Source organism: Candidatus Centipeda massiliensis, from assembly GCF_900290285.1.
Lineage (GTDB): Bacteria > Bacillota > Negativicutes > Selenomonadales > Selenomonadaceae > Centipeda > Centipeda massiliensis.
This window is the reverse complement of sequence record NZ_LT985756.1, coordinates 400,117-414,354: the sequence shown is the minus strand read 5'-3', so window position 1 is coordinate 414,354 and position 14,238 is coordinate 400,117. Positions and strand designations below refer to the sequence as shown.

The following is a 14,238-nucleotide window of genomic DNA, read 5'->3' as shown; positions in this document are numbered from 1 at the left end:
ATATTTGCGAGTGGTAAGCCGTTGAAAGGCTTATTCAAGAACTTGTAAGGTTACACTTTATTACAGAATGGAGGTCTGTTATGTCTGTAAGCTCTGCGATCAATCGGATGCTGACATTGGACTATATTCTGCATGAGAAGGAGAATAAATATTTTGATTGTAAATCAGCGCAGATCAAGCCATCCGATCTTGCACCACTCATTTCTGCCTTTGCAAATGCAGATGGCGGAACGATCGTGATTGGTGTCAGTAATACGACACGCACACTGGAGGGCATCAATTTTGTCGGACAGGATAGAATCAATGACTTTATCAGTGCCCCAAAGGATTTCTGCCGTCCTATGCCACGTTATCAAAAAGAGTTTCTCGATGTTGTGAATGTAAATGGAGCAGCAGATCGCCTTCTTCTCCTCCACATCCAGGAGAGTACGGGGCAGATTGTTCGCAATATACAGGAGCGGGTATGGCTCAGGATTGCCGACCGAACGAAGGAACTGCATGGTGATGACCTCAAAAATCTGGAGTATGCAAAAAGTACGCGCTCGTTTGAGGATGAGCCGAATTGGGATGCCCGCATTGAGGATTTGGATGCCGAACTTTTGGATCAGTATAAAACCGTCATTGGCGCGGCAGAGCAGTCATCTTTGCAGGTTCTGCGGGCGCGTGGATTTGTTAAACGTGCTCAGGAAAAAGAGTATTTGTCGAATGCGGCGGTACTTCTTTTCGCAAAGAATATTGCACAGTTCTATCCGAACTGTCGCGTTCGTTTTCTGCGCTATGACGGGACGTATGCAGGTGTTGGGACAAAGATCAACATTACGCGTGATAAAAGCATTGAGCTTCCTTTGCTGCGTATTATTGAAGAGACAAAGAGTTTTATTGCAACCCAGCTTCGTGAGTTTATGATGTTTGATGTGTCCAGCGGCAAGTTTCAAAGTGTTCCGGAGTACCCCGAATTTGCATGGCTGGAAGGAATTGTGAATGCAGTTACACATCGGGAATATGCAATGAGCGGCAGTTTCATTAAGGTTACGATGTATGATGATCGATTGGAGATTGAGAGTCCCGGCAGATTGCCCAATATTGTTACGATCGAGAACATCAAGGAGACACGCTACTCCCGTAATCCGCGTATCTCTCGTGTGTTGACTGAGTTTGGATGGGTGAGGGAACTCAATGAAGGAGTCAATCGAATCTATCAAGAGATGGTCGACTTTTTTCTCGATGAGCCTGTCTATACGGAGTCGAAGGAGAATGTTCGCCTGGTTCTCACAAATAATATCTTGATGCGGCAACGGCGGCAGGAGTTGCACACCATCGATCATGTTGGAGCACCTGCATGGGACGGATTGGATCATATACAACAGCAATTACTCACCTATATTATCAATCATGGCCCCGCAAGGCGTTCGGAGCTTTCTGCATATACGAAACGTTCATCAGGTACGATTCTGAAAAGACTCAACACCCTGATCGATATGGAGTTGGTGAAAGCAAATGGAGGGAAATATGATCCCAATCGTACCTATGAGGCAATTCTTCCGAAAGGTAATTGTAAGGTAAAATGAAAAATGTGAGGTAAAAAGTCCATTTTGTAAGGTTTGATGGAAAAACGCTGTTTTAGACGCAGATCGAACAGCCGCCAATGCTTGTAAATACTGGTTTTTTCAGTGATTTTTGTGATTGTAAGGTTCGCGGGCGGTTTTGTAAGGTTCGCCTATCTACCACATAGCAAGAAACGAGGGTCATCATGTACTATAATCTCATCGCGAGTGCGGAGGAGAGTACGGTACTCGCACAGTATGTGCGGGAGGAGCGTGCGCCGTATGGCTCGTATCAGTCGGAGGAGGCACTGGAGCGGGCACTCATCAGTCTTCTCAAGGAGGAGGGCTATGCGTATCTCCCCATTCGCGATGAGGTGGAGATGATCGCCAATCTGCGTACGCAGCTCTCGGCACTCAACGACTATGATTTCACGGATGCGGAGTGGGAGCGCTTTTTCAAGACGTCAATTGCGCCCGCGAGCGACGGCATCGTGGAGAAGACGCGCCGCATCCAGACGGACTATATTCAGAATCTGAAACGTGACGATGGCACGACGAAGAATATACGTCTGATTGACAAGGAGCATATCCATAACAACCGGCTGCAGGTGATCAACCAGTATGCGGTGGAGGGCGGAAGGGATGCGGGGGAGTATGCGGCGGCACACGCGAATCGCTATGACGTGACGATTCTCGTGAACGGACTGCCGCTCGTGCATCTGGAGCTAAAGCGGCGCGGTGTGGAGATCCGTCAGGCGTTCAACCAGATTCGCCGCTATCAGCGGGACAGCTTCTGGGCGGGTGCGGGGCTGTACGAGTATGTGCAGATCTTTGTGATCTCAAATGGGACGAATACGAAGTACTATTCCAATACGACGCGTGCGAGCCACATCCGCGAGATGGATGCGGCGGGACGCAAGGCAAGCAAAAAGACGAGCAACAGTTTTGAGTTCACGTCCTACTGGGCGGATGCGGGCAATCGGCTGATTACCGACCTCATGGACTTCGGGCGGACGTTTCTCGCACGGCACACGCTGCTCGCGCTTCTCACGCGTTACTGTATTTTTACGACGGAAGAAGTGCTCATGCTCATGCGTCCGTATCAGATTGCGGCGACGGAGCGGATTCTCAGCCGTATCAAGATTTCGTCCAATTACAAGACGTGGGGGCGCATTGAGGGCGGCGGCTACATCTGGCACACGACGGGTTCGGGCAAGACGCTGACCTCGTTCAAGACGGCGCAGCTCGCCTCCGCAATGCCCGAGATTGACAAGGTGCTGTTCGTGGTCGATCGCAAGGATCTCGACTACCAGACGATGAAGGAGTATGACCGCTTCGAGAAGGGGGCGGCGAACGGGAACACTTCGACGGCGGTGCTTGCGCGGCAGCTTGCGGACGATGGAGCGCGTATTGTGGTGACGACGATACAGAAGCTGTCGAATTTCATCCGTCAGAACAGGACGCACCCGATCTATGGCAAGCATGTTGTGTTGATTTTCGATGAGTGCCATCGCTCGCAGTTCGGTGAGATGCACACGGCGATCACAAAGGCGTTCAAGAAGTATCACGTCTTTGGATTCACGGGGACACCGATCTTTGCACCGAATGCGGCAGGGGTGGGCAAGCCGTCTGCGCGGACAACGCCACAGCTCTTCGGGGACAAGCTGCACACCTATACGATTGTGAATGCGATCAATGACGGCAATGTGCTCCCGTTTCGTATTGACTACATCAATACGATGAAAAGCAAAGATGACGTGGATGATAAAGAGGTGCGTGCGATTGATCGGGAAAAGGCACTCGCCGTACCCGAGCGCATTCGCGCGGTGACGAAATACATCCTGGATCATTTTGACCAAAAGACGATGCGGAGCAAGGCGTATTCCCTCAAGGGACAGCGCGTGCTCGGCTTTAACTCCATGTTTGCTGTCGCGTCGATTCCTGTCTGCATGGCGTACTACGAGGAGTTTCGCCGTCAGCTGAGGGAGGCGGGACGGAATCTCACGATCGCGACCATCTTCAGCTATGCGGCGAATGAGGACGATCCCGAGGATGCTCTGCCCGATGAGGACTTTGATACGGCGGGGCTTGACCGCACGAGCCGCGACTTTCTTGATGATGCGATTGCGGACTACAACGCGCAGTTTCACACGAATTTCTCGACGGACGGCGATTCGTTCCAGAACTACTATAAGGATCTCTCGCAGCGGATGAAGAAGCGTGAGATCGATCTCCTCATCGTGGTGAATATGTTCCTCACGGGCTTTGACGCGACGACACTGAATACGCTCTGGGTGGACAAGAATCTGAAATACCACGGGCTGATTCAGGCATTTTCGCGCACGAATCGGATTCTGAATTCAGTCAAGACGTTTGGCAACATTGTCGCATTCCGCAATCTGGCAAAGGCGACGGATGATGCGATCTCACTCTTTGGCGATGAAAATGCCGAGAGTGTCGTGCTCCTGCGCGGCTTCCGCGACTACTATGACGGGTATGACGATGAGAAGGGGCAGCATCACAAGGGCTATGCGGAGCTGATTGCAGAGCTGCGTGCGAAGTTCATCGTCGGAGAGCCGATCGTGGGCGAGACGGCACAGAAGGATTTTGTGCGGATCTTCGGCAGCATTCTGCGTCTGCGGAATATCCTTACGGCGTTTGACGATTTTGCGAAGGACGATCCGCTGCTGCCCCCGCGTGATCTGCAGGACTACCAGAGTGCCTATCTCGATATACACCATATATTGACGGGGCAGGGGAATGCGGAGAAGGAGAATATCAACGACGATGTCGTGTTCGAGCTGGAACTGATTCGGCAGGTAGATATTAACATCGACTACATCCTTATGCTCGTGGAGAAGTATCATGCTGCGAACGGTGCGGACAAGAGCATCATCGGCGCAATCGACCGCGCGATTGGCGCAAGTCCCGAGCTGCGCAGCAAGAAGGAGCTGATCGACGGGTTCATTGCGACCGTCAATACGGATACTCGGGTGATGGAGGACTGGCGTACCTACGTCACGGAGGAGAAGGAAAAGGCACTCGCCTCCATAGTCGCGGCGGAGAACCTGAAACCCGACGAGACGGAGCGGTTCGTTGCGAGCACCTTCCGCGACGGTCGGCTCAAGACCACAGGTACCGCCATCGACGCCATCCTCCCTCCCGTGCGCCGTTTTGGCGGCGGGCGTGCCGCGAAGAAGCGCAGTGTCATTGAGAAGCTGAAGGCGTTCTTTGAGAAGTTTATGGGGCTTGTGGGGGAATAGGTGCGTAGGAGTGAAAATGCATGCAGCTGACGAAGGGAATGCCGAGCGCACTGGTCGGGGCCTGGGGCAGTGACACACTGCCGCCCGCGCCGTTCGCACAGGAGATCTATCTCACGCATTTCCCCATTGCGGGGGCATACTATGTGGAGGGGTGGGGCGATCTCGTTAAAGATATGCGGGCGGGAGATATGCTGAATCTCCTGCGCGAGCCGGAGAACGAACACGATACCTATGCAATTAAGGTTGTTGATGCGGCACAAAAAAAGCTCGGCTATATGCCACGCCGCATGAACCACATCCCTGCGCGGCTCATGGATGCGGGAAAGCGGCTCTATGTGAAGATCACGGAGGTCGATGCGGATGATCTCGTGATGGAACTTGACCTGTACTTGCGGGAGTAGACGATGGAGAGCAACATTCGGATTCACGAGGAGTATGCGCACCTGAAGGAGGCGCAACGGGCGGCACTCGAGCGTCTGAGTACGCTCCTATGCACCTATGACGATCAGATTTTGCAGCAAAAGCCCTATTGGGAGGCGAAATATACGGAGGCGTTCGGCGTGCTCGAGCAGCAATGCTATGCTGAGTTCTGAGCTGTGCCGCAGAATCGCGCTCGCGCGTGCGTATATGAATCACGGGGCAGAGCCGGATGCAGAGGCAATCGACGAGCAGATTGCCCAGGAGTTCAAGGAATATGAGGAAAAGCTGCGTCAGATGGAGGAGGAGCGGGCGCGTGCCGCGCAGATCCTCGGGGCGAAGGAGATGAGTGACGAGGACACGAAACGCTTCAAGCATCTCTATCGGCAGCTCGCAAAGAAGCTGCATCCCGACCTCCACCCGGAGCGGACGGCGGAGATGAAGAAGCTGTGGCAGCGTGCAATGGACGCCTACGCCCTCGGCGATCTTGCGCGGCTCGAGATCCTTGCCTCTATTGTAGAGTCAAAATACGCTGACGCCGATACCGCCGCCGCAGGAGACGGGCAGAACGTCACTGCCTCCGTACTCGAGGAGCTGCGCGCCGCACTTGCAAAAACAGAGGAACGCATCCGCAAATGTCTCTCTGCCCTCGAACGTCTGGAGCAGGAGCACCCCTTCAAACACCGCGCCCTGCTCGAAAACCCGCAGGCGGTTGATGAGCGAAAGACTGAGCTGAAACACCAGATCGCGCACTATATGGCGGAGTGCAGGGAGCTCGAGATGCAGCTTGCGATGATGATGCAGGGGCAGACGGGAGTGCTGCATTGAGAGAGAATATGTGATGCGATTTAGAATCGCTTTGAACGTAGTTTCACAAGGAGGTTTTAGCATGAAGCATACGAAAATCGTAACAGCCGAGGATTTATCGCGTTATGCAGATAATCCCCAAAGCTCACAGATAGTACCTGAACTCGTGTACCTTTTGGTTAGACAATCTCTATCACATGGGGATGACTGTCGTATCCCTTATGGTGGTAGTGTTAATCAACCGGGATTAGATGGATCTGTGGAGTGTGCACAGGGGTTTTTCCAATTTGTTCCTATAGGTCGTTCCTATTGGGAAATTGGAACGGGTAGGAATCCGCGGGATAAAGCGACACAAGACTTTCGAAAACGAACAAAGCAAATTGATGACGATAAGCGTCAAAATACGACATTTGTTTTTGTTACACCGCGTTCATCAGGGACAGATGGGTGGGAAGAGGCAAAACAAAGAAGCTGGATTAACAGGCGCAAGGACAAAGGCTGGAAGGATATTCGTATCATTGACGGCATTAAACTTGCAGATTGGCTGAGAGAATGTCCCGCAATTGCACAGTGGTTGGCTCTTGAAATGCAGATTGTCTTGAGGCTTGGAGGAATCACAACACCTCTGGAACACTGGCGGTTGATTTTTGGTTTAAGAAAAAAAAAACACCCGCCACTTCCTCCTGAACTTTTTATTGCAGCAAGAGAAAATGCCTGTAATGCACTCAAGAAACTTTTCTTGGGGGAGGTAAACCGAGTGTTTCTTATGGCTGAAAGTCCGAATGATATCAATGATTTTGTTGCCGGATACTTAGCCTCACTAAGAGAAGGAGACGGGGATATTTATCGATGTCTTTTTATTAGTGATGCAGATGCATGGAGATATGTGTCTGTATCGCGTAGTCCTCACATATTGGTTGCCGATCCAAGACTAGAGTTAGAAGAGTCAACACGGATGGATCTACAAACGGTGGCTACACGCAAGGGGCACGGGGTAGTTATACCTTTGTGTGGAGCACACCTCAAAGGTGGTTCTGAGATCATAAAAATTCAAAGCCCGTCGAGGGATAAAATCGAAGAAGTCCTTCGGGCGGCAAACTTTTCTGCTGTACGTGCGCGGGAGTTTGCCGGGATTGGTGGTGGCAGACTGTCCGCATTGAGACGGCATCTTCTCGGCTTAGGGGATGTTCCTATATATGCGACTTGGGAAAACGCACATGTTCTGGCGAGAACAGCTCTCCTTGGGCAGTGGAGTGAGCAAAATGCTGCTGATTTAGAAGTTTTGAAGCAGATATTGGGAAACGACTTCGGGGAGTGGACGGTTAAGCGGTACGATATTACACTTCAGCCAGATACTCCCCTTGTTCAGATTGATGGGAAATGGAGGATTGTTCCACGTGGTGAGGCATGGAATGCACTAGGAAACAGACTGGCAGATGAAGATTTGGATCGTTTTCAGGAAAAGGCACTTTTGGTTCTTAGTGAACGAGATCCGAAATTTGATCTGCCGAAAGAAGAGCGATATGCTGCCAATGTTCTTGGAAAGGAACTTACACATTCCACACGTCTTAGAAAGGGAATAGCGGAAACACTTGCCCTATTGGGAAGTCGCCCCCAGGCGCTGAGTCAGTGCTCTCGTGAAAAAGCAGAAACCGTCGCGGCAAGTGTGGTTCACAATCTGCTCCATGGTGCTGATTGGGAGCGGTGGGCAGGATTGGATTCTCTTATACCGCTGCTTGCCGAGGCGGCACCAAACGCATTCATGGAGGCTGTGGAAGAGTCTCTTTCTGATTTGAGCGATACAGCGTTTCGTAAGGTATTCGCCCAAGAGGGTGACGGGCTATTTGGTAGGAACTATATCAGCGGGTTGCTTTGGGGCTTGGAATGCCTTGCGTGGAGTCCTGAGTATCTTGCAAGAAGCGCAGTCATTTTGGCGGAGCTTGCCTCGATTGATCCGGGGGGAAGGTATAGCAATAGACCCGCACAGTCACTCGCAGATATTTTTCTGCCATGGCATATACAGACGACTGCATCCTTTGAGCAGAGAAAAGCGGTACTCAAAGCAATTTTGAAAGAACAACCTCGTGTTGGGTGGAAATTACTGCTTTTGTTATTGCCTAATAGTTTTGGAGCTACCAGTGGATGTTATCGTCCTGTATGGCGTAACTTTATTCCAGCGGATTGGGAAGATGGTGTGCTTGTCAGTGAGTACTGGGCACAAATCCATATGTTGGCAGAACTCGCCGCAGAGATGGCGCATTCGGATGTGGAAAGACTTATGGAACTGATGGATCGTCTTTCTGACTTGCCTCAGGAGACGCAAGAGGTTGTTTTGAATCATCTGATGTCGGATAATATTCTCCGAATGCCTGAGTCGGAACGAGTCGTTATCTGGGAGAAACTGGATGGTCTTGTACGCCGCCATCGAAAGTTTTCGGATGCACAGTGGGCTCTCCCTAAGGAAACAATTATAAAGATTGAGCAGATTGCAAAGAATATCATCCCTGCTGATCTGATGCTGCGATACCGTTATCTTTTTTCAGAGAGTGATCCCGATCTGTTTGATGGAAAAGAACCGCGTGAGGAATGGAGGGCGCGTCTTGATGAAAAGCGTCGCTTAGCCCTTGCTGAGATTATGGGCGATGGGGATTTTGCTCGATGTTTAGACTTTGCACGAAAGACAGCGATGCCGTATAAAGTCGGTCAAACGCTGGGGGTGATCGCGTCTGATCGTGTTGAAGCTGAGATATTGCCAAGTCAGTTGACTGCTGATGATGAAGTGGTGAAACGTGTTGTTGCAGGATTTGTCTGGGCGCGATTTTGGCAACGGGGGATTCAATGGGTCGATGAGTTGCTTCAGCGAAATTGGGAGACGCCACTTCGTGCAGAGTTTCTCCTGCTTTTACCATTTCAAGGGGAAATTTGGGAACGTGTATCATCGTATTTGGGCAAATCGCATGAAGAGCTGTATTGGAAGTATGTAGATGTGCGAACGGGGGTATGGAAATGGGAGGACGTATTTGTCATAGAGAAACTCATTGCATATGGTCGTGCAGGTGCAGCCGTGACCTGCTTTACCTATGCGCTCGATGATGAGGAGGGCTTTGATCCGGACATTGTGACACGTGCGTTGATAGCGGTGTTAGAGCATCCTCAAGAGATCAAGCAATTGGGGCGTTATGATACGATTGAGCTAATTAAGCGGCTTCAATCATCAACCTCTGTCGATATAGAGGCTCTGTATCAGATTGAATGGAATTTTCTTTCTTGGTTTGACTGCCTTTCAGGAGATGTTCCAGTTGCTCTTGAGAAACGTCTTGCCGCTGATCCGGCATTCTTTGCAGAGATGATAAAATATGCATTTCGCTCGAAGAATGATGCTGCTGATTCCGTCGAGAAACTGGATGAGCAGAAACAATCACTTGCTGAACACGCATATACGCTCTTGGATCGTTGGCGTACCTGTCCGGGGCTCCAAAAGGACGGTTCGTTCAACGAAGAAGTCTTTCGTAATTGGATTACGGGGGCGCGCCGGCTCACAGAAGAAAGCGGACATTATGAAATTGCACAAGTGGAGATTGGGAAGATACTGACCTATGCGCCGGCAGATCCCTGTGGACTTTGGATTCACAAATCTGTTGCTGACGTTTTGAATGAGCGAGGCTCAGAGATAATGAGGCGTAACTTTATGATTGCGCGTATGAATCAGCGTGGTGTTCACAGTTTTTCTCATGGGGTTCAAGAGAGGGAACTGGCGCGCGGATACAGAGAAAAAGCCAAGGCTGTTGAAATGGCAGGCTTTGTCCGTTTTGCGGCGACAATGCGTGCGTTGGCTGATCAATATGATGAGGATGCCGAGCGGGATGAGAATAGAGATCCTTTGGAGGAATATTCTTGAGCGAATAAAAACACAAGAGCTGTATATCCGAGGAAGACTGGATATACAGCTCTTGTGTTATGCGGGTGGACGTGTCGGAATTGGAATCTCGATGGCAGGAGTAATCTGCGTGATAATGGGCGTATATAAATCTACATCGGTTCTTGGTGTTGATAGAGAAACGACGAGGGCATATCGGATGCTCTTATCGTAACGTTTTAAGTAGGCGCGTTCTCTCCACCATCCCACCACAGGATATACTGCGATGAGATTGCAGTCAGATAACTCTGCGGCGCTCAGCTCGCAAAAGTCGGAGTGAATAGAACCGACATCGCGATTGTTTGAGCCTAAGTACCAGCGGTCACTGCCGCTTGATCCATCGCCTTTGTCTTTTTTATCTTCGCCGCGCATTTTTGTGCTAATTCGCTTTTTGAAATCTTCTTCTGTTTCGTTGGAATTGATCACGTTAAAACGAAGCCCGCAGGATGGATAGCGATATTTGTCCTTCCAGCCGATTTCACCCGGCCCCGGCTCGATAAAGTAGGACAGTGTCAGCTTCAATGTAACAGGGGCTGACCCTAGTGCATGGTCTCACGCCTCCTTATAGGAATAGACAGTTCTCCTTTCCTGCAATAGATATGCAATCTGTTTTGCGCTCAAGGGCTGATCCGTTAGGATGGAGGTTTTTATGGCATCGTCGCAGATTTTGACAATCTCCGCATGGTTGAGACCGTCAGCGGCTTTTAAGAGTGGCTTTGTTATTTTGAAATGTTTGTCGTAACTGATGAGTTTGTATTCCAGGAGGCGACGGATTTCGTCTTCTGTTGGCAGGGTATAATGGAGTACGTCGTCAAAGCGTCGGAACAGTGCCTGATCTAACAGTCTTTGATTGTTCGTTGCAGCAATGATGATACTTTCGGAAACGTCCTGATCAATGAATTGGAGGAAAGAATTGAGAATTCGCCGCATTTCACCGACTTCATTATCGAGGCTTCTATCTGCTCCGATGGCGTCAAATTCATCAAAAAAATATACGCCGGTGAGCGAATTGATACTGTCGAAGATCTGGCGCAGTTTTACACTGGTTTCCCCCATAAATTTTGTGACAAGCTTGTCCATTTGCACGGTATAGAGCGGGAGGGACAGCTCCGAGGCGATGACTGCTGCTGTAAAGGTCTTGCCTGTACCGGGCTGTCCTTCGATTAGAATTTTGCGTCGGTTTGTTAATCCGTAGGAGTGAAGTTTGTGACGGTTGCGGTACTCGTTCAGGATGCGTTGGAGTTTTTCGGTGATCTCATCGGAAACGATCAGCTCGGATATATCGTGCTTGGGCAGCGATAATAACAGCATGGGATTCTGCGGTATGAGCTGAACCACGCTTGCGACTCTCTTGCCGAGCTTCTCTATTTGTGACTTTAAGTCGCGTGCAACGCTATCGTGTCCCAATTTTGCCTCATGAGCAGCAATTTGTAATACAATCGTTTTGAATCTATCGTCATTACGATCGATATATGCTTTTACAAGGCTTTTTACCTGATCGGCAGTTGCCACGAAAATCACCACCCATTAAACTGTTATAATTTATTGTATATCATACTATCTTTTTCTTATTAAGGCAATCGTTTGTTTGAAAAATAAACGATTGCCTCTGCTGCAGGCATTTACCCCCACTCCTCATCGAGCAGAAAATCGCGGATATTGCGGTGGAGGATGCCGCTGCGGCTGCGGTTGAATTCGTCCATGGAGAGGACGTATTTCGGATAGTTGTCGCGTACGCTCCCCAGCGCGCCGAACTCGCGCGCGATGGTTTCCTCTGTGGCGAGCAGATAGGTGACTTGGATGTAGATGCGCCTGTCACTTTTGGTGGCGATGAAGTCGATCTCGCGCTCACCGGATTTGCCGACGGTGACGTGCCAACCGCGCCGCAGGAGCTCCATGCAGACGATGTTCTCAAGCAGTTGATCCATGTCTCTCGTATTGCTACCGTAGACTGCCTCTCTGAGTCCGTGATCGACGATGTAGTATTTCTCGTTGACGGAGAGGAGTTTTTTCCCGACGATGTCCTCGCGGCTGATTTTGTAAAAAAGATAGGCATCGCAGGCGGCGCGGATATAGTTCAGAATAGTCTCGGGGGCGACCTTTCGCTGCTCGCTTTTGAAATAGTTTGCGATGCTGCGCGCGCTGAATGTGTGACCGACGTTTGCCATGACGTAGGTAATGATGCGCTCGAGGAGGTCGACGTCGCGTATGCTGCTGCGCTTCACGATGTCCTTCAGTACGACGGAGCTGTAGATGTCGCGCAGATATTGCCGCGCGGATTCCTGCGTGTTGGCAAAATTTGCGAGGAAGGGCATACCGCCGCTCTCGATGTAGGCGCGAAATGCAGATGCTGTGTCCTGCGCCGGCCTGCTCTCGATGTACTCGGCAAAGGAAAACGGATAGATAACGAACTCGACGCAGCGCCCGCCGAGATAGGTGGCAAGCTCGCCTGAGAGCAGTTTGGCATTCGAGCCGGTGATGTAGATGTCGCAGTCAAAATCGACGCGGCAGGAGTTGATGCAGCGCTCCCATTCCGCGACTTCCTGAATCTCGTCGAAAAAGAGGTAGACCTTTCCTGCCGTCTCCGCGATGCGGCGCGTCAGCTCCTCGTAGAGCGCGGCGGCGGTCAGATATGCTGCGTTACTGAAGGACTCGAAGTTGAACGCGATGATCTGCGCTGCCTGTACGCCCTGCGCACGCAGTTCCTGCTGAATCAGTTCGAGCATGACGGATTTTCCCGAGCGGCGAAAGCCCGTGAGGACTTTGACGATGTCCTTATCGATGAAGGGGCGGATTCGATCAATGTAGTGTTTGCGTGGAATCATCAGATCACCTTCTTTGTTTTGTTGATATGATTATTTTAGACCATCTGTAACTGACATACAAGGCGAAAATAAATTTTTGTCAGTTATAACTGACAAAATAGGCGAAACTAAAAATCTGTCAGTTGTATCTGACGAAATGCACACAGGAAATCCCCCGTCGCACAGTGCGTGCAGCGGGGGATTGCTTTTTTGAAACGACCTATAGATCCATGCTGTTCGGATTCAACAGGAAGTCGTAAACACTCATCACCAATACGCCTGACTCATTGTAAAGGGGTGCAATGGCATCCTTTGTGATGATAATCTTCTTGAAGCCGTCCCCTGTACTCGTCAGAGAGCGCTGTTCCTGCTGCATTTTCTTTTCATCCGGCATAGCGAACGCCGACTGGATATAGTACCGTTTGGAACCCTTGTTGCAGACAAAATCGATCTCCAGCTGTTTTCTGACCTTTTTTCCGGTCTTGTCTGTTTCGTTCATCACAACAACGCCGACATCGACGTTATAGCCCCTGACCTTCAGCTCGTTAAAGATGATGTTCTCCATAGCGTGTGTCTCTTCGACCTGTCTGAAATTCAACATGGCATTTCTAATCCCAAGATCGGTGAAGTAGTATTTCGATGGTGTATCGATATGTTTCTTCCCTTTTATATCATACCGAATTGCACTGTCGATCAGGAATGCGTCCTCAAGGTAATCAATATAGCGTTTGATCGTTGTCTTGCTGATCGCCTTGCCCTTTACGCTCTTAAAGGTTGCGGACAGCTTGCTCGGATTGGTCAGAGAACCTATTGCAGAAGAAAGGATATTCAGCAGCTCTTCCAGCTCGGCTTTGTTTCTGATATTATTTCTGCCGATAATATCGGAGAGATATGTCTCCTCGAATAGGGATTTCAGGAAGTCTCCCTTCTGATCCGGCGCGGCAAAACTAAGCACCAGAGGGAGTCCGCCGTAGAGTACATAATCGCGCCATCCGTCAGCCTTTTCTCCCCCGTACACGGACATGAACTCCGCGAATGTCAGGGGATACATATGCACTTCATCGCCGCGCCCGCGAAACTCTGTAATGATGTCTTTTGAAAGAAACTTTGCATTGCTGCCGGTCACATAGACATCGACATTCTTTCTGCGCACGAGACTGTTCAGAATGGATTCAAAATCTCCGAGCAGCTGCACTTCGTCCAACAGAACATAATATTGATCCTGATCGCTGAGCCGCTCGGTCAGATAAGGGAAGAATACCTCCGCATCCTGATACTTTTTATTCTCGTAAGCATCAAACGCCATCTCTATGATGTGGTCGTTCGGAACGTGATCATTCCTAAGATGTTCCCTGAACAGTTCAAAGAGCAGATAGGACTTGCCGCATCTGCGAACACCGGTAACAACCTTAATCAGACTGTTGTGACGCTTGGAAATCAGTTTGTTCAGGTAGGTGTCTCTGCGAATTTCCACATCCATCATCCTC

The 14,238-nt window shown here is 50.2% G+C and carries 10 protein-coding genes; 6 read left to right on the top strand and 4 right to left on the bottom strand.

Annotated elements, in window-relative coordinates; genetic code table 11:
• Positions 1 to 80 precede the first annotated feature (80 nt).
• From C8273_RS10535 to C8273_RS10510, 6 genes are all read left to right on the top strand, one after another.
• Complete coding sequence (locus tag C8273_RS10535) at positions 81 to 1,568, top strand: ATP-binding protein (protein ID WP_106627649.1); 1,488 nt, start codon at positions 81 to 83, stop codon at positions 1,566 to 1,568.
• Positions 1,569 to 1,750: 182 nt separating this feature from the next.
• Positions 1,751 to 4,807, top strand: a complete 3,057-nt coding sequence (locus tag C8273_RS10530; RefSeq protein ID WP_106627648.1) for a type I restriction endonuclease subunit R — start codon at positions 1,751 to 1,753, stop codon at positions 4,805 to 4,807.
• A 20-nt stretch (positions 4,808 to 4,827) separates the two neighbouring features.
• A complete protein-coding gene (locus C8273_RS10525) occupies positions 4,828 to 5,208 on the top strand; it encodes an HIRAN domain-containing protein (protein WP_106627647.1) in 381 nt (126 codons plus the stop codon).
• 3 nt (positions 5,209 to 5,211) lie between these two features.
• Entirely contained in the window at positions 5,212 to 5,400 is a 189-nt protein-coding gene (locus C8273_RS10520; RefSeq protein WP_106627646.1) for a hypothetical protein, read from the top strand.
• Positions 5,387 to 6,052, top strand: a complete 666-nt coding sequence (locus tag C8273_RS10515; protein ID WP_106627645.1) for a hypothetical protein — start codon at positions 5,387 to 5,389, stop codon at positions 6,050 to 6,052. Before C8273_RS10520 ends, C8273_RS10515 begins: the two co-directional genes overlap by 14 nt.
• Before the next feature lie 61 nt (positions 6,053 to 6,113).
• Positions 6,114 to 9,929, top strand: a complete 3,816-nt coding sequence (locus C8273_RS10510; RefSeq protein ID WP_106627644.1) for a hypothetical protein — start codon at positions 6,114 to 6,116, stop codon at positions 9,927 to 9,929.
• A 57-nt stretch (positions 9,930 to 9,986) separates the two neighbouring features.
• On the opposite strand, the gene C8273_RS10505 is transcribed toward C8273_RS10510, so the two are convergent.
• The 4 genes from C8273_RS10505 to C8273_RS10490 all read right to left on the bottom strand — a co-directional run bounded on the left by C8273_RS10505 (position 9,987) and on the right by C8273_RS10490 (position 14,231).
• Positions 9,987 to 10,469: a hypothetical protein gene (locus C8273_RS10505; RefSeq protein WP_199821083.1), complete on the bottom strand. Its 483-nt coding sequence runs from the start codon at positions 10,467 to 10,469 to the stop codon at positions 9,987 to 9,989.
• A 30-nt stretch (positions 10,470 to 10,499) separates the two neighbouring features.
• Positions 10,500 to 11,459 carry an AAA family ATPase gene (locus C8273_RS10500; protein WP_106627643.1) on the bottom strand — a complete coding sequence of 320 codons (960 nt, stop codon included), beginning with the start codon at positions 11,457 to 11,459 and terminating at the stop codon, positions 10,500 to 10,502.
• Positions 11,460 to 11,569: 110 nt separating this feature from the next.
• On the bottom strand, positions 11,570 to 12,772 hold the full coding sequence (locus C8273_RS10495; RefSeq protein WP_106627642.1) for an ATP-binding protein: 1,203 nt from the start codon (positions 12,770 to 12,772) through the stop codon (positions 11,570 to 11,572).
• A gap of 199 nt (positions 12,773 to 12,971) precedes the next feature.
• Positions 12,972 to 14,231 (bottom strand): ATP-binding protein, encoded by a 1,260-nt coding sequence (locus C8273_RS10490; RefSeq protein ID WP_407695417.1) that lies wholly within the window; start codon positions 14,229 to 14,231, stop codon positions 12,972 to 12,974.
• Positions 14,232 to 14,238 lie beyond the last annotated feature (7 nt).